This window comes from Pseudomonas sp. W3I7 (assembly GCF_030816095.1).
Classification (GTDB): Bacteria; Pseudomonadota; Gammaproteobacteria; order Pseudomonadales; family Pseudomonadaceae; genus Aquipseudomonas; species Aquipseudomonas salomonii.
Window position 1 is genome coordinate 1,269,428 of sequence record NZ_JAUSXP010000001.1, and the last position, 18,024, is coordinate 1,287,451.

At 55.7% G+C, this 18,024-nt stretch carries 20 protein-coding genes and 1 pseudogene; 7 read left to right on the plus strand and 14 right to left on the minus strand.

What is annotated here, in order from left to right:
* Positions 1-29: 29 nt before the first annotated feature.
* The 4 genes from QF043_RS06080 to QF043_RS06095 all read right to left on the minus strand — a co-directional run bounded on the left by QF043_RS06080 (position 30) and on the right by QF043_RS06095 (position 3,945).
* Positions 30-698 (minus strand): RloB family protein, encoded by a 669-nt coding sequence (locus QF043_RS06080; protein WP_307417834.1) that lies wholly within the window; start codon positions 696-698, stop codon positions 30-32.
* Between the two features lies 1 nt (position 699).
* The gene (locus tag QF043_RS06085; RefSeq protein ID WP_307417835.1) at positions 700-1,977 is read right to left on the minus strand and encodes an ATP/GTP-binding protein; all 1,278 of its coding nucleotides are present in this window, start codon (positions 1,975-1,977) and stop codon (positions 700-702) included.
* A 637-nt stretch (positions 1,978-2,614) separates the two neighbouring features.
* On the minus strand, positions 2,615-2,830 hold the full coding sequence (locus tag QF043_RS06090) for a hypothetical protein (RefSeq protein ID WP_138814306.1): 216 nt from the start codon (positions 2,828-2,830) through the stop codon (positions 2,615-2,617).
* 845 nt (positions 2,831-3,675) lie between these two features.
* Positions 3,676-3,945 carry a short-chain dehydrogenase gene (locus QF043_RS06095; RefSeq protein ID WP_307417836.1) on the minus strand — a complete coding sequence of 90 codons (270 nt, stop codon included), beginning with the start codon at positions 3,943-3,945 and terminating at the stop codon, positions 3,676-3,678.
* 452 nt (positions 3,946-4,397) lie between these two features.
* Here QF043_RS06095 and QF043_RS06100 point away from each other — a divergent pair, with 452 nt between their 5' ends.
* The 3 genes from QF043_RS06100 (at position 4,398) to QF043_RS06110 (ending at position 6,426) form a co-directional block, all read left to right on the plus strand.
* Positions 4,398-4,856 (plus strand): DUF2442 domain-containing protein, encoded by a 459-nt coding sequence (locus QF043_RS06100; protein WP_307417837.1) that lies wholly within the window; start codon positions 4,398-4,400, stop codon positions 4,854-4,856.
* Positions 4,857-5,091: 235 nt separating this feature from the next.
* A complete protein-coding gene (locus QF043_RS06105; RefSeq protein ID WP_307417838.1) occupies positions 5,092-6,066 on the plus strand; it encodes a hypothetical protein in 975 nt (324 codons plus the stop codon).
* Positions 6,067-6,426 carry a hypothetical protein gene (locus QF043_RS06110; RefSeq protein ID WP_307417839.1) on the plus strand — a complete coding sequence of 120 codons (360 nt, stop codon included), beginning with the start codon at positions 6,067-6,069 and terminating at the stop codon, positions 6,424-6,426. It abuts the gene before it with no gap.
* A gap of 75 nt (positions 6,427-6,501) precedes the next feature.
* Here QF043_RS06110 and QF043_RS06115 read toward each other — a convergent pair whose 3' ends face one another.
* Both QF043_RS06115 and QF043_RS06120 read right to left on the minus strand, forming a co-directional pair.
* Complete coding sequence (locus QF043_RS06115; protein ID WP_307417840.1) at positions 6,502-7,542, minus strand: DMT family transporter; 1,041 nt, start codon at positions 7,540-7,542, stop codon at positions 6,502-6,504.
* Positions 7,543-7,610: 68 nt separating this feature from the next.
* On the minus strand, positions 7,611-7,946 hold the full coding sequence (locus QF043_RS06120) for a hypothetical protein (RefSeq protein WP_305454931.1): 336 nt from the start codon (positions 7,944-7,946) through the stop codon (positions 7,611-7,613).
* A 298-nt stretch (positions 7,947-8,244) separates the two neighbouring features.
* Here QF043_RS06120 and hopBF1 point away from each other — a divergent pair, with 298 nt between their 5' ends.
* Positions 8,245-8,853: a T3SS effector protein kinase HopBF1 gene (gene hopBF1 / locus QF043_RS06125; protein ID WP_307417841.1), complete on the plus strand. Its 609-nt coding sequence runs from the start codon at positions 8,245-8,247 to the stop codon at positions 8,851-8,853.
* An 81-nt stretch (positions 8,854-8,934) separates the two neighbouring features.
* Here hopBF1 and QF043_RS06130 read toward each other — a convergent pair whose 3' ends face one another.
* From QF043_RS06130 to QF043_RS06145, 4 genes and pseudogenes are all read right to left on the minus strand, one after another.
* Complete coding sequence (locus QF043_RS06130; protein WP_307417842.1) at positions 8,935-9,165, minus strand: hypothetical protein; 231 nt, start codon at positions 9,163-9,165, stop codon at positions 8,935-8,937.
* Between the two features lie 9 nt (positions 9,166-9,174).
* Positions 9,175-9,366 (minus strand): annotated as a pseudogene (locus QF043_RS06135) ((Fe-S)-binding protein); the annotation flags it as partial.
* Positions 9,367-9,619: 253 nt separating this feature from the next.
* Positions 9,620-10,198: a DUF4337 domain-containing protein gene (locus tag QF043_RS06140; protein WP_307417843.1), complete on the minus strand. Its 579-nt coding sequence runs from the start codon at positions 10,196-10,198 to the stop codon at positions 9,620-9,622.
* A 54-nt stretch (positions 10,199-10,252) separates the two neighbouring features.
* Entirely contained in the window at positions 10,253-11,137 is an 885-nt protein-coding gene (locus QF043_RS06145; RefSeq protein ID WP_307417844.1) for a LysR family transcriptional regulator, read from the minus strand.
* 93 nt (positions 11,138-11,230) lie between these two features.
* On the opposite strand from QF043_RS06145, the gene QF043_RS06150 reads away from it, so the two are divergent.
* A complete protein-coding gene (locus QF043_RS06150) occupies positions 11,231-12,199 on the plus strand; it encodes an NAD-dependent epimerase/dehydratase family protein (protein ID WP_307417845.1) in 969 nt (322 codons plus the stop codon).
* On the opposite strand, the gene QF043_RS06155 is transcribed toward QF043_RS06150, so the two are convergent.
* On the minus strand, positions 12,159-12,542 hold the full coding sequence (locus QF043_RS06155; RefSeq protein ID WP_307417846.1) for a DUF2784 domain-containing protein: 384 nt from the start codon (positions 12,540-12,542) through the stop codon (positions 12,159-12,161). The genes QF043_RS06150 and QF043_RS06155 overlap by 41 nt on opposite strands.
* 221 nt (positions 12,543-12,763) lie before the next feature.
* Between QF043_RS06155 and QF043_RS06160 the strand changes: the two genes are divergently transcribed.
* Positions 12,764-13,453 carry an HAD-IA family hydrolase gene (locus QF043_RS06160; RefSeq protein WP_307417847.1) on the plus strand — a complete coding sequence of 230 codons (690 nt, stop codon included), beginning with the start codon at positions 12,764-12,766 and terminating at the stop codon, positions 13,451-13,453.
* 127 nt (positions 13,454-13,580) lie between these two features.
* On the opposite strand, the gene QF043_RS06165 is transcribed toward QF043_RS06160, so the two are convergent.
* Entirely contained in the window at positions 13,581-14,327 is a 747-nt protein-coding gene (locus QF043_RS06165) for a 3-oxoacyl-ACP reductase family protein (RefSeq protein WP_307417848.1), read from the minus strand.
* Positions 14,328-14,432: 105 nt separating this feature from the next.
* Here QF043_RS06165 and QF043_RS06170 point away from each other — a divergent pair, with 105 nt between their 5' ends.
* Positions 14,433-15,356, plus strand: a complete 924-nt coding sequence (locus QF043_RS06170; RefSeq protein ID WP_307417849.1) for a LysR family transcriptional regulator — start codon at positions 14,433-14,435, stop codon at positions 15,354-15,356.
* 107 nt (positions 15,357-15,463) lie between these two features.
* On the opposite strand, the gene QF043_RS06175 is transcribed toward QF043_RS06170, so the two are convergent.
* Together QF043_RS06175 and QF043_RS06180 are read right to left on the minus strand one after the other, a co-directional pair.
* A complete protein-coding gene (locus QF043_RS06175; RefSeq protein WP_307417850.1) occupies positions 15,464-16,183 on the minus strand; it encodes an aspartate/glutamate racemase family protein in 720 nt (239 codons plus the stop codon).
* Positions 16,184-16,196: 13 nt separating this feature from the next.
* On the minus strand, positions 16,197-17,726 hold the full coding sequence (locus QF043_RS06180) for an NCS1 family nucleobase:cation symporter-1 (protein ID WP_307417851.1): 1,530 nt from the start codon (positions 17,724-17,726) through the stop codon (positions 16,197-16,199).
* Between the last annotated feature and the right edge of the window lie 298 nt (positions 17,727-18,024).

The window sequence follows — 18,024 nt, forward strand, 5'->3', positions numbered from 1 at the left end:
AATTTTCCACTTCCGATGTCGCAAGTCACTTAATCTTTTATAGCTTGTAGGTACTCTACAAGCTCAACAATCGTTGTGGTTGGATTATCGGTCCCTGAAGCTTGTGATTGTTGATTGAGCCTTTCCGCGTGCGTTTTAGCTAATGTTAATTTATTGAATAGTTCCAGAAATGTTCCCTCAGCACCCTTTTTGTAATTGGGCATGTATCTGGTGAGTTCGCTAAGTGCGCGATCTCCAGCAGATTTATTTCCTGAAGCCGTAATTGACGCTGCTGAGTATCGAAAATGCAATAGCAGCCACACCTCAAAACAAGGAACCGACGTGGTTGCAAAGAAAGTGCCCGCCGGTTTAAGGGTCGCGATTTTAAGTAGTGCTTGATTGTAGGTGTGATGAGTGTCTTTATCAAAGACGCAATATACTTTATCAAACGGCTCATTGCAGTTCTTGATTTCGTTCTGATAAAGTTCCTCGCCGTGCTCTACTACGCTTAATGGATCAGAACCACAGTCTCCACTGATTTTAATATTAGCTGTATCTAATTCGTAATGATCTTTTAGCTCCTCAAAGTAGAGAGGTTCTGTTTTGCTGCCTTCACAAACAATTAGAACTTTATCATAGCGTTTGCGTTGTGCTCTGCGACGCTCTAAGTCCTTAGCTTGTTTTGCTTTGCGCTTATGATGTAAGTCATCGCTCCCCATTTCAATTGAACTCCATGGCCTTAATCGCTCGCACGTAAGGCAAAGCCCCATATCGGCCGGCAAGATATGCCGCTTCCAAGTCTTCCCTGCCTTTTCTAGGGCTGAAATCACTTAGGGGATATAGCCTTGTAGCCTGATCGCGATCTTTCTCGCAGAACCAGATCTGATCTCTTCGAAATACATCTTGATTCAAGATTGACGTTTCATGGGTTGTAAAAATGAGCTGAGCATTGTTCGGGTTTGTTTCTTTACTATGAAATAGGCCTACCAAGAAGCTTACAAGCTTTGGGTGAAGGTTGTCATGCAGTTCGTCTACCAAAAGAACTCTACCCTTCGATAGTACGTCAAGCCAAGGGCCAGCAAATGAAAAAAGTTTTTTTGTACCGTCCGACTCATTCTCGAAATCAAACTCGATAGACTGTCCTTGTTTTCCTTCGTGAATAGTCTTGATGTTGTAAATTTGGGTGTCTTTCATGTTTTCTAACATCTGCTTTTTCATCTCTTCCGGGAAGGAATCCGGAAAGTGTTTTAGAGATGCCAGTTCTGCTTTAATGTCGATCTCCTTAATATCGAGATCTGCTGCCTTTAAGAAGGCCAGAATTTTTCCTCGGGACTCCTCTTTCTCGCATAGTGAGGCGGTATAAGAAGGGCTCCAGCCGGATACTCTTCCAAGGCGCAAAGTTACTTTGAACCACCCAAGTACAGGTTTTAACTGTTGGCTGTTTAACTGCGTTGCGGTAGATAAAAACAACGCATTGGGACGAGTAGATTCAACCCATGTTTGTTTCTGTCCAAGGAAGGCCGCTCCAAATGACCAGTCGAAGTCACCGGTAGCCTCATCCCAAACGCGTGAAAACCAGCGTTGGGGGCGAGCATTTGGATATGCAATTAACCATTCCTCAAAAATCTGTTTTTTAGTAGCAGAAAATCCATATTGAAATTTGATACCTTTGGCTACAAAAAAAACTTCAAACTCAGAAGGTTTATCCTCGGTTTCCTCATCCAATAAAAATGGAGTCAGTGGAAGCTCGTCGCCAGGTTGCGCTTTAGCAGAATCTAAGACGATATCCTTCATGGCACGAAGTGCGCTGATTAAGTTTGTCTTTCCAGCAGCATTAGCGCCATAAATAACCGCAGTTCGTAATAATTCACCTACTGAAGAAACTTCCGGGTTAAAACTATTAGCCTCACCTAGCTCAACTCCTTTTGCCTTAACCATAGTTAAGGTCTGCTCATCCCTAACAGAACGCCAGTTTTTGACACTAAATTGAATTAACATGGTTCTCCTCGCTTTTAGACTGATTTTTTTGACAAAAAATGTCAAAAAACGCCTTCAAACGCACTCTAGCATGGGTCTATAGGTTTTGGGTGATGGCTTTTTGATATTTTTATTGGATCCACATTATGCGTTATGTGGTGCTGTGAGCATGATTTGGTAGGGGCCATGAACGGATCGCGCCGGCTATCGCTAGCTGGGCGATCGTTGGCTCAATTGCCGATCAGTAATTTGAGTGAAGAAAGAAAAAACCAGCTAAAAAGCACTTATCCCCCTCCCGCCGACGGGGTTTGCGTCCTTTTTTTGTGCAAATCCAGATGTAGTGCAAACGAACCGGCAGCCCAGACGGGCCGGGGGGCTCTTCAGGGTGCCGGCAGTTTCACAGATTGCAAAGTTTTGAAGAGAAGTGCAGGGCGACTGCACGGAGGTGCAGCTGACGATCACGGACGGGGCAGGGCTGGAGGCCCAGGATTCATTGGTATGTGTACAGAAAAATACAGGAGTAAGGGTATTTTCCAAAACGAGATAGGTCTTTTTTCTCGCCGGCCGTGGCTGCCGTCCATGAGGTCGAAAGCTGTCATAAGCCATGAATCTTTTGGGTTTGCCGAGATTGTGGCATTTCACAATTTGTCTCGATTCATTAGCTGGCGCCTGGCCTTCTCAATCTGGCCAAACCTTGCTTGATATGCCCCGCGTTCTCACCGATTGCCTCTAAGGCACCACGCACGTTGTCACCCACTTCTACGGAGCCATGTTGTTCCAGGCGTAGCGTGAGTTCCATCACAGCGGCTTCAAGTGCCAACTGATTTTCATACATCCTTTCAAGTACATCTGAGAGCGAATATTCATGCGCCATACAAGGGGTTCCTATTGTGAGCTCTCAGACTAGCCCCAAGCTGAAGGACTCGCCAAACAGATGGCGATTTTGGAACCAGGGCTGGGAAAAAGGTAATTTTGGTTAGGAAAGGCATTAAATCCGCCACAGCCCGCGTAGTTCGTGGGTTTGACGCATTACCTTGAGGGGTAATATTTGGTAATGGTGAAGGTAATATTCGTCCAAGTCCCCGGTTTTGTTGGGGATTGAGCCTGTCAGTAATTACCCGATGAAAAGGTAATGACCTAACCTATAAATTACCAAATTATTACCTTTCTAAATGTCTATCAAGCTATTGAAATTAAAGGGTTTTATCCTGATTTATCAAGCTTATTACCAATATTACCTTTTTCCCATGCCTCAACATAAATCGGGCGACACCCCGTTTTTTACCCCCTTCCAATCCTAGTGCACTAACTTGGTGCAAAGCCCATGGGACCACCATGGGACTGAGAAAGCCGATTTTTTAGAGTGAGAGCATCGCTGCAGCCCGCGTAAACCGGGCACTTGCATAATGAAAGTGACTTTGCGGGTAGTTTCGAATCTCTCCTTCACCGCCACATTCTACAAACACAAACCCCTGATTTTCCTAGTGAAAGTCGGGGGTTTGTGGTTTTTGGCGTTTGAAAAAGAGCCGTTTGGGAACATGCCTGGGAATACACCTCGCCAGACAGGGCTGCGCTAGCAAGCGCACTGAGGAATCGAAAAAGCGAAACGGGAGACAGTTTTTTTATTCTTCAAGCACCCCTGTGACAACAAAACCCCTGGTTTCGTGAGAAGTCAGGGGTTTTATAGTTTCTGGCGTTTGAAAACGTGTCTTTTTTAAATCATGCGCAAGGCACATCCATGCGCCTGCCTAAGACGTCCAGCAAATCGCAGCCGTCGCGCAACGGGATTGAACACAGCAAGGCAAAATCACTAAGAACAACGGCATCACTGCTGATCTCGCTACGCAGTGCAAGGTTCTCAAGGACCTGGGTGACGGCACGCAGCCGAAAACTCGCGGCGTCGAGGAGGATTTCCAGAGGGACGGTGGTATCGACAAAAAGGGCGGGGGTGGCGCTGTCGTTGCTGGTGAGGGCTATGTATTGGTTCATGCGTTAAGTCCATTGAGACAAAGATAATAACGACGGAGCTTTCATGGTCTACAGCCAAAAATGGCAGTCGCCTGAAATAACGTCGTTTACATTCCGTCTTATCATCGAGTCGCCAAACCCGGCCGCCATGTGGGCGACCGAGTGACTATAGGCTCGACGATTTTGAAGTGCGAGGCCGACGCTTCTGAACGGTCTGTAGGACGTTGCCTGGATTGCTGGGCATGGGCAGTCCTACCTACGAACCCTGCGACCTCGAGAGTGGCAATTTGAGTAAACGTTTGAAATTACAATTGTGCTAGGGAAATTTTTTCTCTAGCGTCCGTCTCCATGGCGACCCTTCACAGTGAACGAAGCTAAAAATAAAAATCCATTCCGACGACCTGCTTTGGGCAAAAGCTCATATCGCGGATCTCAAGCGCGTATGGGATGAACAAAACCGGAGGAACTGGCTTATGACCAGCAAGCTTCGCATCTCTGCTGTGCAACCAGTTGCCGGCAAGCATGCCTTACAGATCGAATGGAATAACGGCAAGCGGCATACCGTTGATCTTCTCGATCATATAAATGCCTTTCCGGTCCTCAAACCTCTTCTGGATTTGGCTCGATTCGGCCAAGTACAAGTCGGTGAGTGGGGGTTTGATGTGACATGGGGTAACGACATCGAGCTGTCAGCTGTCACGCTGCACCGTCTAGCATTGGAGCAATCCGGTGAGGTGATGCTGACACAGGATTTCCGGCAGTGGATGCTCAGTAACAACCTGTCCCTTTCCGCAGCAGCTGTGGAGTTGGGGTTCTCTCGCAGGACCATCACCGCATATAGCAGCGGTGCTGCTTTGATTCCCAAGCACGTGGGGCTGGCGTGCAAGGGCTGGGAGTACGAGCATAAAGGTTACAAAGGGCACTACGCCTGAAGGTGCCGGTATTACGCAAAAAAGGGCGGTCAATTGAGCCGCTCTAATTCATTTTGTTGAAAAGCTACCATCCTGTGCGATGTGTACACATGATCAGTAGACGCGCGCATGCGTAGGCACATACCTGAATTAAAGTAGTCCATTTCTGAAACATTAAAACCACCCCTCTGCACGTCTTACCTGCGCCGTTACGCTTTCTTATAGTCCTGCGCCTCAGCCACTTGGAGGTGCACGCATGCAGGGACCCTACGCATTTATCAATGAACATCCCCAGCCTTATCTATTGCTTAAACTAAGCCTGGCGCTTGATCCGTATACACACACCAAGTTCGACACCCTCAACCAGCACATCCGCAACACGGTGGTGTTGCCGGGGCAATTGGTGATCATCGGGGATAGTCGAACCGCCGCTTGCACCGCTGAAGAGGCACAGCTGATGCGCTCGGCGCAAAATATAAAGCTCGCCCTGTTGGCGCACTCCGCAACTGACCAATTTCTGATCAAAAACTATGATCAGTTGCAGGCCATCTTGACCTATTCGTCCCTTGGCATCGGCAGTGCCAGCAGCGCATGGAGCAAGCATTTGGCGCAAGTTGAGAAGACCCTTATCGAAATCGAGAGTTTGCATAAGCAGTACTTGAGCAAAGGCACCACGGGGGCAAGGGAGGAGTTTTTGGTTAAGCGAAGAGCGCTGTTTGCCACGTTGGATAGCCAAATCTCGGGCATGGCGCGCTTTGGTACGGGATTGAGAAACGAAGGTTCGATTAAAAAGATGTTGGGGATTTCCAGTAAAAGCTATTGGCACCATGGAGACATTCGTGGGTATGAGGAAAGGGTTAAACGTTTAGCCAAGGCCTCGCAAATATTGAAGAAGGGGACTTACATTGGCATAGCGCTGGATGTTGGGGCGACGGCGCTGGAGATAACGGAGGCGTGTTCCACGGGGCGTGAGCAAGAGTGTACGCAGGCGAAATATGTTGAAGGAGGCAAGTTGGTGCTGGGCGTTGGTGGTGCAGCCGCAGGCGGGTCAGTTGGCGTTCTTGCCAGCACCGGTGCCTGCGCAATTGTATTTGGCATACCTACAGCAGGTGCTGGGGGGTTGGCATGCGCCATTGTCGGTGGCGCCGCAGGAGGACTCGCCTTGGGCAAGACAGGAAGCATTGTCGGAGAATTTATTGGTAAATTTCTCTATACGTCCATGGAGGATTGAATGTACTTGGAATATTTTGCTTTGAGCTCAGGTGTCCTCCTACTACTGAGTTTTCCGATCGTCTTTTCTGCCATGTTCAAAAAACTCGATGCTGCTGAACGTTATATGCAATACAGCAGCTTTATAGTCGGGTGCAGGCACACTTTTCGTAATGCCCCCTTTGAAGGAAGGCCCCAACGCGTCTACGCCATGGCCACCGTCATTCTTATGCCAAAAGTCATTGAATGGAGGGGCATGGTACTGGTTGAGGATGTTGAAAAAATACCGAGGCACCTGAAGTACTGGATGGTCATACCTACACTGGTTACCTGTCTCGCCGCTTTCGGTCTTATCATCAGCTGGTTTTTTATTAGCGACTAGTCCTCCATGGGAAAGGGCGACTGTCTTTCGCCCCTTTCCCAAAACGTCATCCGGCAGACTTCTGTTGTCAGGCCCTCAATGCCGATGCCGATGATGCACATCCGGAAAATGCGCATGGCTATGCCGCATCACACTATGAACATGCACATGACTGTGCGGCTGCGCCGGGTCCCACTCAAACCCGTGCTCATGCTGATGATGTTCATCATGCACATGCCGATGCCCATGTTCCGTCGCTTCATGCAGATGCTCATGGGCATGCCGCTCCGTCAGGTGCAGCCACACGCCCACGGCCATCAGCGCTGATGCAATCCAGAACGCCACCGTTACCGATTCCCCAAACATCAGCAGGGCAACAGCCGCGCCGAGGAATGGCGCCGTCGAGAAGTAAGCGCCCGTGCGCGCACTGCCCAGCCCGCGTAACGCCAGCACGAACATGACCAGGCTGATGCCATATCCCAAAAAACCAACTAGCAAGATGGGCGCCAGCTGTGCCATTTCTGGAATCTGCGCGCCGAGGTAAAGCGCCAGGCTGCAATTCACCAGCCCGGCTATCAACCCTTTGGCACCGGCGATAAACAGCGCGTCTGAGGCCGAGACTTTGCGCGTCAGGTTGTTATCAATCCCCCAGCACACGCACGCCAGCGCCACGGCAAACGGCCCGGTCCAGTCGTGGCTGGCGCTGCCGCCGTCAGACCATGACAACACCACGCCGCCCAGCACGATCGCGAGCATGCCGAGCACGATGCGGCGGTCGGCGTTTTCTCTGAACACCAGCCAGGCGATCACGGCGGTCAGCACCGATTCAAGGTTGAGCATCAGGGAGGCGGTCGCGCCGGCGGTGCGGGTCAGGCCGAACATCAAGGCAACCGGGCCGAGGATGCCGCCGAAGGCGATGGCGCCGAGCAGCCAGGGCCATTCCGGGCGAGTCAGCCCGCTGGGTTTCCAGCCGCGATCACGGATAAGGCGCACGCAGGCCAGGCCGAGGCCGCTGCCGAGGTAGAGCAGGCCGGCGAGCAGTACGGGCGAAAGGTTCAGGCCGAGGCTTTTGGCGAGCGGGGTGCTGGCGCCGAACAGGGCGGCGGCGGCGAGTGCGTAAACGATGCTGAGGTTCATGGGCCATCCTCGAAAGGTTGACCCATGATACGTCGCTTGCCAGGGTCAGCGCCCTGACAACTTGAGACTTACTGCGCGGTCTTCAGCTTGATCACATCACCCGAAATCTTGGTGGTGTAACCGTTCAGTACCCAGGCCCAGAACCATTTTTCCTGCACTTGAGTGTTGATCAGCGCGTCGCCGCCTTTGGCCTTGATGGCGGCATCCTGGGCGCGCACGAAGCGGCTGTTCTGGCCGATCGGGATGACGCCGAGCAACATCACGCCGGTGGCGCTGCCTTCACTGTGGCCCAAAACGGTGTATTGGCTGCTGTCGTACTGCGGGGATTTGATGGCGGTGCCGGTGCAGCCTGCGAGGGTGAAACCGAGAACAGCTGCTGCTACTACTTTACTGACGTACTTCACTGTGAAACTCCATGGACTGACCCTCGGGATTCAATTCTCGAGGGGGGGCTACTTTAATTCCTACATTGGCAGATTGAAATCAATTACCCGGATGTTTCATTTTCAGGCCTAGGTGTATGCCCAAACCCTGAGCCCGAAGCAAATGCCACGGACATGCGCTGATCGCCCTTCACTGTAGCTGCCCAAGCAGCGCATGAAAAAAGGGAACCGACTTAGCCACCTGTTCACTCACTCTTTCAGACTTCGATGCGTTCCATCCCAAGTCTGACCAATCAAAATGATGAGCAAGGTGGTTAACGTGTTGCAAGTAAACGCTAATGCAGTATCCCGCTCTGATGGCCTGGGTCACAGTGCCGACGTGAGCGCATCTAAATTCAATGCTATCGCGTCGTTAGGTGTGAAGCTTGGAACCGGTAGCCAAAAAGACGTTTATCACTCTCAGCAGGATGCCAGGCAATGTGTCTGCCTGATTCGCCCCGGTACGACGGGAAACATCCCTGCGAGTGATTATGCAGAAAAAGAAATGCAACTGACCAAGCAGCTTAAAGACCTGGGTTTTCCAGTGGTCGATGCGCATGCGTTGGTTGCCTATAACGGCCAAGTGGGCCTTACCAAAGACTATATTCACCATGCGCTGGATTCTGAGGATGTGATTCATAACCGCCAGAGCCTTCCGAGCGATGAGAAGTTTAATACCAACGTTCAAAAGGACTGCGATTTTATAATCAACAAGCTCAAAGCTCACCACGTACATATTGAGGACTTGCAGTTCATCATCGATGGTTACGGGCGGGTGCGCATCAATGATCCCCGGGATGTGGTGAGGTCTTCGCCGGACAAAAGTATCAATAAGGTTCGCGAGTTACGGGCCGTTGCATTGAATAACTTGCTTGACGACAGCGACTGACCCACCCGGCGCATGCGCATGGCAATGCTTGGGTTCATGGGCCGCCCTCGCCAGGTGGCCCATGCTACGACGGCAGGCGCGTTATTGAGCTTGCACGTAAACCCAAGCCGTCAGCCCCGAAGCCAGCGCCACGGACACGCGCTTATAGTCCGACACCTCATACGCATCCGCTGCCGCCTCTACCCAGCTTTGCGCATAGCCGAGCTCGTGCTGGCCGACCAGTTCCCGGCCGAAGTTGGCGAGTTGCACGGCCTTGTCCTGCAAGGTGCCGTAGGAAAACAGCAGCTCGGGAAATTGGGTGGAGCGTTCCATGGATGTTCCTTAAACGAGTAGGTCTTCGTAAAAAGCGCCGTAGGGCTTGCTCGGGTGGGCGATCTGGATTTCCAGAATCCACAGCCCGGCATTCGGGTAATGCTCGAAATCGCCGAGGTCGCCGCCGCGATGGATGGCGTGGGGGAAGTCGCTGATACGGTGGCCCTTGATGTCGAGGTTCAAGCGCCAGCCCATGGCATCGATGCTGTAGGCGGCGCCCACGGCTTCTTTGGGTTGTGCGGTCACCGGCTGTTCCCTCGCAGTCAGGCTGTGCTGGTCGTTGTGCGTTTTACTATAGAGCGATGCAGTGGCACAGCCCAATCTCAAAAACACCAGAGATCAAATGTGGGAGCTGGCTTGTCGAATCGTCGCACCGCTGCGATGGCGGTGGTTCAGTAAACATTGATGTTGCCTGGCCCACCGCCATCGCAGGCAAGCCAGCTCCCACATGCTGTCAGAAATGCAGCCACGCCAGGCTACCCAGTACCACCGCCACTCCGCCGGCGGTGTAGGACAGGCGCTTGAGCCACTCCTTGCGCGTCAGCAACGTAATCGCCGCCAACGAAATCGCGATCTGAATCGCGGTCATCGCCTGCGCCCAGCGGTGATGCTGGTGCAGCGCCTCTTCGGATTTCTGGTCCCATTCCTTGGATGTCGCCTCAAGCTTCTCGGCCTGTTTGCGCACCTCTTCCTTCTGGCCCTTGTAGCGCTCGATCTCGTCCTTGTAATGCGCCGCATCCACACCCGGAATGTGCGTGGCCAGCTCCGCCAGGTTCTGCCGGCTGGATTTGGCCTGGTAGTAGTTCCACTGGTTGGCGGCTTCGGTCTTGATGATGGCGGCGTTGTTTTTATCCATCGCCGCTTCGCTTTCGGTGGAGCCGGCCTGGTAGCTGAGCATGGCGCCGAGGGTGGCCATCAACGCGGTCATTACGGCGATGCGGCTGGCAAAGTTGTCACCGCGCCCGTGCGCATGTTCGGTGGTGTGTTCAATGTGTTTTTCGTGGGGGCTGGGGACTTCGAAGGCTTCGGACATGGGGGCGTCTATGAAGGGACTGAGGGAGTCTGATTCTTTACCAGTGAAGCTGTCTCAAGCCTGTACGTAACGCTGCAAACCCTGCACCAGCGCATCGAATGTCACGCGGCAGCGCGGGCTGTTGCGCAGGTCTTCGTGCATGGTCACCCAGGTGTCCAATTTGAGCGCAAAGCCCTCGGGCAGCACGCGGCGCAAACGCGGGTCGCGCTGGGCCAGTTGCACCTGGCAACCGCCGATACCGGCACCGGCGCGGATCAGCGCCAGTTGCGCCAGGTCGCTGTCGCTGCTGATGGCGAAGGCGCTGCGTTCAAAGCCCTTGATGGCCAGGCTGCGGATAAACGCGTTTTCCTGGTCGAAACCGATGACGCAATGGTTGACCAGATCCTGCATGTGCAGAGGAATGCCATGCAGTTGCAGGTAATCGTCGCGGGCGTGCAAGCCGACCTCAATCAGACCGATACGCTGCGCCAGCAGTTGCTCCTGGCTGGGTCGAACCATGCGCACGGCGATGTCGGCTTCCAGTTGCAGCAGGTCGCTGAGGCGGTTGCTCAGCACCAGCTCAACCCGCAGGCGTGGGTGTTGGCGGCGCAGTTGGGTGATGATCGGCGGCAGTACTTCCACGCCGACCACTTCGCTGGCTGACACCCGCACCACGCCGCGCACTTCCTCGCCGTGGGCAGACGCGGTGCGCTCCAGGGCGGCGGCGGTGCGCTCCATGGTGTCGGCATGGGCGCGCAAGGTGTGGGCCACCGCCGTCGGCAGCAACCCGGCGGGCGAGCGGGTGAATAGCACCACGCCCAGCTCGGCTTCCAGCGCAGCGATGTGCCGGCCCACCGTAGGCTGTGTGATACCGAGCTGCCGCGCGGCACCCGATAACGATCCCTCCTTGAGTACGCCGAGGAACGACCGGTAGAGCTCCCATCCAATTGTCGATGCCATGCATAAATGTATAGCGGCTGGATGGTCTTCGGCAATTTATCTATAGCAAGGCTGCGCACACAATGGCTTCACCAACCCGTGTAGGAGAAGGTGATGAGCAAGGTTTTGGTGCTGGGTGCAACCGGCGGGATCGGCGGTGAAGTGGCGCGGCAGTTGCACGCGTTAGGCTGGGAAGTGTGTGCGCTGACGCGCGATGTGGGCAAGGCCCGCCGGGCGAATGCCGATTTTTCCTGGATCGAGGGCGACGCGCTCAACCGTGATGAGGTACGCGCCGCCGCCCGTGGTTGTGCGGTGATCGTGCATGCCGTCAACCCACCGGGTTATCGCAATTGGGCTGAGCTGGTCATGCCGATGATCGACAACAGCATTGCGGCGGCCATCGCCGAGGGCGCGACGATTGTGTTGCCGGGCACGGTCTACAACTTCGGGCCGGATGTGTTTCCGGTGCTGTATGAGGATTCGCCGCAGCACCCGCGAACACGCAAGGGGGCTATCCGCGTACAACTGGAGCAGCGTCTGGAACAGGCGTGCCGCCGTGGCGCCCGTGTGCTGATTGTGCGCGCCGGGGATTTTTTCGGCGCTCGGCTGGCCAATAACTGGTTTGCCCAAGGCTTGATCAAGCCCGGCAAACCGGTACACGCCGTGAGCTATCCGGGCGCACCGGGTGTGGCCCATCAATGGGCTTATTTGCCGGACGTGGCGCGCACCATGGTCGAGCTGCTTGAACGCCGGTCAACCCTGGAGGCTTTTGCGCGCTTTCACATGGCCGGGCATATGGACACTGACGGCACGCAGATGGCCCGGGCGATCCAGCAGGTGGTGCTGCGCAGGACGGGCCAGCAACCACGCGTAGGTCGTTTCCCATGGTGGTTGCTGAAAGTGGCCGCGCCCTTTGTCGTCACCCTTCGCGAGATGCAGGAGATGCATTACCTGTGGCAAACCCCATTGCGTCTGGATAACACGCGTTTGGTCGCGGCTTTGGGGCGCGAGCCGCACACGCCGCTGGAACAGGCGGTGGAAGCTACATTGCTCGGTCTGGGTTGTTTGCCTGACGCTGTCTGATCAAGCGCACATACACGGCGATATTCACTAGCAGCACCAGGGCACCCAGCCCCAGTTGAATCTCTGGGGTCAGCCCGGCCGGGTAGATCAGCGTAAGGATGTAATGCTCGATAAAGCCGCCGCCATAACCGTCCTGCCCGGCGAGGTGGCGCAACAGGTTTTCCCAGCGGGTCAGCGGGCAGGGCAGGTGGAACACTTCCACTGCCACGCCCCAGGCTGCGGCGGGCAGGTGCAGCCACATCACTGGCCGCCACTTGAGCGCCAGTAACCCGCCAAACAGCACGAACAGGATAAAACACAGGTGGAACAGCACCAGGCTGTCGGCGGCAATGCGATAGAGCATGAAGAGGTTCGCTTTTATCAGGGCTGGCGTTGAGCTTGCAGGTAATCAATGAACACGCACAGTTTTTTTGGCGGGTTGCTGCGGTTGAAGTCATACAAGTACAGCGCACTGTGGGCACCCTGAACAGCGCCGCAGGGTGAAGGGCCGCCAAGGTTGCTTACCTACGCTGTAGGCCGCTATTGTGCTGAAACCTTTTAGTCCTTCCCCAAGGTTCTGTTGCGATGAATGTACCGCGTACTCCAGTCGGTCCGATCAAGGCCGTGATTTTCGATATGGACGGGTTGTTGCTGGACACTGAAGGCATCTACACCGAAGTCACACAGATCATCGCCGAACGCTACGGCCGCACCTACGATTGGGGCATCAAGCAGCACATCATCGGCCGGGGCGCCCAGGACCTGGCTGACTATGTGGTGAAGGCGCTGGACTTGCCGATCACCCCGGCGGAATTTCTGGAGATTCGCGAGCCTTTGATGAGCGAGCGTTTCCCCAAGGCCCTGGGCATGCCCGGTGCTGAAGCGCTGGTGCGGCATTTGAAGGCGCACAATATTCCGATTGCCGTGGGCACCAGTTCCTCGCGTAATTCGTTTGGCCACAAGACTACGTTGCACCGTGAGTGGTTTGGCTTGTTCGGCACTATCGTCACAGCGGATGACCCGGAGGTTGGTGCTGCCAAACCCGCACCGGATATCTTCCTCACTGCCGCCCGCCGCTTGGGTGTAGCGCCCGAAGATTGCCTGGTGTTCGAAGATTCGCCGTTTGGCGTGACTGCCGCCAAGGCCGCCCACATGACCGCCATCGCCGTGCCCGATGAAGCCATGGCCGACAGTAAGTACCAGCATGCCGACCAGATCATCCGCAAGCTGGCGGACTTTGACCTGGCGGCCTACGGCTTGCCGCCAATGGCCTGAGCAAAATACGCTCAAAAAAATGTGGGAGCTGGCTTGTCTGCGATAGCGTCCTCAAGATCGCCATCGCAGCGATGCGGCGACCCGACAAGCCAGCTCCCACATTTGGTTTTGCAGTGTTACAGAAGTTTTAAGCGCTGAAACCACCATCGATGGTCAGGCTCGCACCCGTGATGTAGCCCGCCTCCGGGCCGGCCAGGTAAGCCACGAAGCTGGCAATCTCTTCGACCTGCCCATACCGCCCAACCGCCATCAACCCAATCAAACTCGCCGCAAACTCACTGTCCGCCGGGTTCATATCGGTATCCACCGGCCCAGGCTGCACATTGTTGATGGTGATGCCACGCGGCCCCAGATCCCGTGCCAGGCCCTTGGTCAGCCCCACCAGCGCCGCCTTGCTCATCGCATACGGCCCGCCACCGCCAAACGGCATGCGCTCGGCATTGGTGCTGCCGATATTGATCACGCGGCCGCCGTCGCCCATGTGTTTGGCCGCCTCCTGAGTGGCGATAAATACACTGCGCACATTGATCGCCAGGGTCTGGTCGAAGTCTTCCAGCTTGAAGTCTTCCAGTGGCGCGATGGCGAGCACACCGGCGTTGTTCACCAGGATATCCACGCGCCCAAAGGCTTCGACGGTAGCGTTGACGGCGTTGCGAATCGCTGTGGCATCGGCGCTGTCGGCCTGAATGGCCAAGGCTTTGCCGCCTGCACTGATCACGCTGTTTTGCAGTTCTTCGGCCTTCGCGGCCGAACTGACGTAGGTAAAGGCGACGGCCGCACCTTGCGCTGCCAGGCGTTTGACGATGGCAGCGCCAATGCCGCGAGAACCGCCCTGGATCAATGCAACTTTGCCGCTGAGGGTGTGTGTGGTCATGTCGATCTCCAAGTAGTTGATGGACCGAGTATCGGCCTCACCCAGCCACGTCGGTAGACCGTGATTGCTATAGTCTGTGTAAACCAAAAGTTTAGAGTGGTCGACATGGAGAGCTTTGGCAGTATCGAATGTTTCGTGCGCAGCGCCGAAGGTGGCAGCTTCGCCGAAGCGGCCCGGCATTTGAGTTTGACCCCGGCGGCAGTCGGTAAAAGCGTCGCCAAGCTGGAAGCGCGCCTGGGGGTTCGGCTGTTTCAGCGCAGTACCCGGCGGCTGACGCTGACCGAAGCCGGCAAGCTGTTCCTCGAAGAAGTCAGCGCCAGCCTCACCACCATCCAGAACGCCGTGGCTAACCTTGCCAGCGCTGAAGGGCGGCCGGTGGGAACCTTGAAAGTCAGCATGGGCACGGTGGTCGGCTGTTTATACATCGTGCCGTTGCTGGGCGAGTTTCTGAAGCGCTTCCCCGATATCAGCCCCGACTGGCATTTTGATAATCGCCAGGTTGATCTGATTGGCCAAGGGTTCGACGCCGCATTGGGCGGTGGGTTTGAACTGCCTCAGGGCGTGGTCGCGCGTAAGCTCGCGCCGGCGCATCGGGTGCTGGTGGCCTCACCGGATTATCTGGCGGCACGCGCGAGGGTGTTGCAGCCCGAAGACCTTGAGCACTGCGAAGGCATTCTGATTCGTTCGCCACAAACCGGCCGCGTGCGTTCCTGGCAACTGACCGGTCGCCACGGCGGGCACGCCCCGCTGAACCTCAAGGCGCGCATGACCATGAGCGATTCCCAGGCGGCCTGCGTCGCGGCGGACCAAGGGTTGGGCATCGCGCTGGTGAGCATGCCGTTTGCCGTGCCTTGGCTGGCGAGCGGCAAGTTGGTACGCGTACTGCCCGACTGGTACGTCGACGATGGCAACATCTCCCTCTACTACGCCGAACACAAACTGCTGCCCGGCAAAACCCGGGCGTTTGTGGACTTCATCATCGAGCAGTTTGCCGAGCAGAAACTGGGGCAAGCATTCAGCGCGATTTGATCACGACCCCTCTACCGAGTCGCGGCCATCGCGGGCAAGCCCGGCTCCCACAGAGGAATGCGAGCAACTGTGGGAGCCGGGCTTGCCCGCGATGCAGACGCCTCGGTCTACCGACCTGGCCAGCCGATCACTTTCTTCGGCCGGGGCGTTGCATAAGTCCTGATCTTCGACGTCGACAACCCCAGACGCACCAGCGATTCGGCAATGGTCACCGCCGCCGTGACGCCATCCACCACCGGCACGCCGGTACGCTGGCGAATCTGCTCATCCAGCCCGGCCATGCCGCCGCAGCCCAGGCAGATCACTTCGGCCTTGTCGTCGCGGATGGCCAGCTCCGCCTCGCGCACGATGGCTTCCATGGCGGCCAGCGGGTCTTCTTCCAGCTCCAGCACCGCCATGCCGCTGGCGCGCACCGAGGCGCAGCGTTGATAGAGACCCGCGAGCTTAAGGCGGTCTTCGATCAACGGCACGGTGCGGTCCAGGGTAGTCACCACCGAATAGGCATGCCCCAGAAACATCGCCGTGCTGGCCGCCGCTTCGGTGATGTCCACCACCGGCACGTTGAGCAATTCCTGCAAGCCTTCACGGCCATGTTCGCCGTAGCCGGCCTGGATCACCGCATCGAACGGTTGATCGTAGGCCATCACCCGGTCCATCACGGCGATGGCGGCCAGGTAGCTTTCAAAGTTGCCCTCGACTGATTCCGCACCGAAGAACGGGGTGAGCCCGATAATCTCGGTGCCCGGTGAAGCCACGGCCCGCGCCTGCTGGGCGATGGTGTCGGTGATGGATGCGGTGGTGTTGACGTTGACCACGAGGATGCGCATGGAATGTCCTTGATTAATGACTGACGTTATCGACTGCAATGCTTTCGCCGCTGACATCGGCGTAGAACCCTTGGCGCTTGGCAATCAGCAAGTACAACAGCCCTGCAATACCGGCGCCAAACAGCCAGGAAAACGGTGCCACACTGGCAAAACCCGGCAACAGCGCCAGCAGAATCGCGATGACTGCCGCCGGAATAAACGCCGCTACCGCGCGTAAATTGACCCCGCGGCTGTAGTAATAAACGCCATTCGGGTCTTCGCTATACAGTTGCAGTACATCCACCTGGCTTTTACGGATCAACCAATAATCGACCATGATCACCCCATACAGCGGCCCCAGCAGCGCACCCAGCCCGGAGAGGAAATACACGATCACCAGCGGGCTGTTGTAGAGGTTCCACGGCAGGATCAGCACCGCCACAGTGGCGCTGATCAGCCCGGCCCGCCGGAAGTTCAGGTACTTGGGCGCCAGGTTGCTGAGCACAAAGGCCGGCGCGACAAAGTTGGCCATGATGTTCACCGCCACGGTAACGATCAGGAACGCGAGGCAGCCGAGCATGAGGAAGAAGGTATTGGGGATGGCCGCGATGATTTCGGTCGGGCTTTCGATCACCCGGCCATTGAGCTGGAATTGCCCGCCGCAGAGCAACACGGTGATCGCGGCAAACACCAGGATATTCACCGGCAAGCCCCAGAAGTTGCCGACCAGGATGGTCTTGCGGCAGGGCGAGGAGCGGGCGAAATCGCAGAAATTGAGGATCAGCGTGCCGTAGATGCTCAGCCACAGCGCGCCACCGGCAAAGATGTTGCGCCACATCTCGCCGCCGCTCAAAGGCTCGCGGATCGACCAGGCGATATTGCCGCCAACCTGGAAGTACATCCAGCCGGCCAGCGACGCCACAGTCACCAGAATCACCGGCCCGGCGAAGGCTTCATAGCGGCGCACCATTTCCATGCCGTAGGCCAGGATCGCCAACTGCACAAACCAGATCGTTATAAAACACGCCCAGCCCAGAGTCGACAGCCCGAGAATCGAGTTGTGGTCATAATCGGCAAATCCTGGATGAATCGCCGACAGCAGCACACGGAAAACCACCGAGGCGAGGTAGGTCTGAATACCAAACCAGGCAATCGCAATCACCGCCCGGATCAACGCCGGGATCTGCGCACCATGGATGCCGAAACTGATACGGCTGATCACCGGAAACGGCACGCCGGTTTTCTGGCCCATAAACCCCGACAAGTTCATGAAGAAGTACACCAGCGCTGCGCCGATCCCCAGGGACAACAGAATCTGCCAGCCGCCGAGGCCCAGCGCATACAAGCCAATGGCAAATGAATAGTTGGCGATGTTGTGCACGTCGTTGGTCCACAACGCGAAGATGCTGTAACGCCCCCAGCGTCGGCCTTCGGCTTTGGTGGGCGCCAGGTCCTTGTTGTGCAGGCGCGGGCTGAGCACCAATGGGCCGGGGCTTGCCGCCTCGGGGTTCAGGGCGGAGGAGGGCAGATCCAGTGCGATGTCATTCGAGAGGCTTGTACGCATTCCGGCAGGCTCCGGCGCATCTGCAGGAACACTGCAGATGGCAAAGTGTATGTATGTTTTGTATTTATTGTATACAAAGAGTCATTCACCTTAAGCCACATGTGTGCCAGTTTTGGATCTATGAAAATCAGGGTTAATTTCGTTTTTATCGGTTTGATAAATAACTAGCTGAATTAAAAGCAATATAAATTGACCGATTGAACAGGTATTTATTTTTTGTGGGGAGGCGCTTTATTTAAGCGGGAAGCGGCGTTAGGAAGTGAGTGTTACGTTTTGGTGCGGGAGAATACGGATTGCA

Bases quoted from the DNA above. Each gene is read 5' to 3' on its own strand.
- QF043_RS06145 (WP_307417844.1), bottom strand. From the start codon at position 11,137: ATGGCATCGACAATTGGATGGGAGCTCTACCGGTCGTTCCTCGGCGTA.
- QF043_RS06140 (WP_307417843.1), bottom strand. From the start codon at position 10,198: ATGTCCGAAGCCTTCGAAGTCCCCAGCCCCCACGAAAAACACATTGAA.
- QF043_RS06085 (WP_307417835.1), bottom strand. From the start codon at position 1,977: ATGTTAATTCAATTTAGTGTCAAAAACTGGCGTTCTGTTAGGGATGAG.
- QF043_RS06100 (WP_307417837.1), top strand. From the start codon at position 4,398: ATGACCAGCAAGCTTCGCATCTCTGCTGTGCAACCAGTTGCCGGCAAG.
- QF043_RS06115 (WP_307417840.1), bottom strand. From the start codon at position 7,542: ATGAACCTCAGCATCGTTTACGCACTCGCCGCCGCCGCCCTGTTCGGC.
- QF043_RS06165 (WP_307417848.1), bottom strand. From the start codon at position 14,327: ATGACCACACACACCCTCAGCGGCAAAGTTGCATTGATCCAGGGCGGT.
- QF043_RS06095 (WP_307417836.1), bottom strand. From the start codon at position 3,945: ATGAACCAATACATAGCCCTCACCAGCAACGACAGCGCCACCCCCGCC.
- QF043_RS06155 (WP_307417846.1), bottom strand. From the start codon at position 12,542: ATGCTCTATCGCATTGCCGCCGACAGCCTGGTGCTGTTCCACCTGTGT.
- QF043_RS06130 (WP_307417842.1), bottom strand. From the start codon at position 9,165: ATGGAACGCTCCACCCAATTTCCCGAGCTGCTGTTTTCCTACGGCACC.
- QF043_RS06150 (WP_307417845.1), top strand. From the start codon at position 11,231: ATGAGCAAGGTTTTGGTGCTGGGTGCAACCGGCGGGATCGGCGGTGAA.
- QF043_RS06180 (WP_307417851.1), bottom strand. From the start codon at position 17,726: ATGCGTACAAGCCTCTCGAATGACATCGCACTGGATCTGCCCTCCTCC.
- QF043_RS06175 (WP_307417850.1), bottom strand. From the start codon at position 16,183: ATGCGCATCCTCGTGGTCAACGTCAACACCACCGCATCCATCACCGAC.
- QF043_RS06105 (WP_307417838.1), top strand. From the start codon at position 5,092: ATGCAGGGACCCTACGCATTTATCAATGAACATCCCCAGCCTTATCTA.
- QF043_RS06160 (WP_307417847.1), top strand. From the start codon at position 12,764: ATGAATGTACCGCGTACTCCAGTCGGTCCGATCAAGGCCGTGATTTTC.
- QF043_RS06080 (WP_307417834.1), bottom strand. From the start codon at position 698: ATGGGGAGCGATGACTTACATCATAAGCGCAAAGCAAAACAAGCTAAG.
- QF043_RS06090 (WP_138814306.1), bottom strand. From the start codon at position 2,830: ATGGCGCATGAATATTCGCTCTCAGATGTACTTGAAAGGATGTATGAA.
- QF043_RS06110 (WP_307417839.1), top strand. From the start codon at position 6,067: ATGTACTTGGAATATTTTGCTTTGAGCTCAGGTGTCCTCCTACTACTG.
- QF043_RS06170 (WP_307417849.1), top strand. From the start codon at position 14,433: ATGGAGAGCTTTGGCAGTATCGAATGTTTCGTGCGCAGCGCCGAAGGT.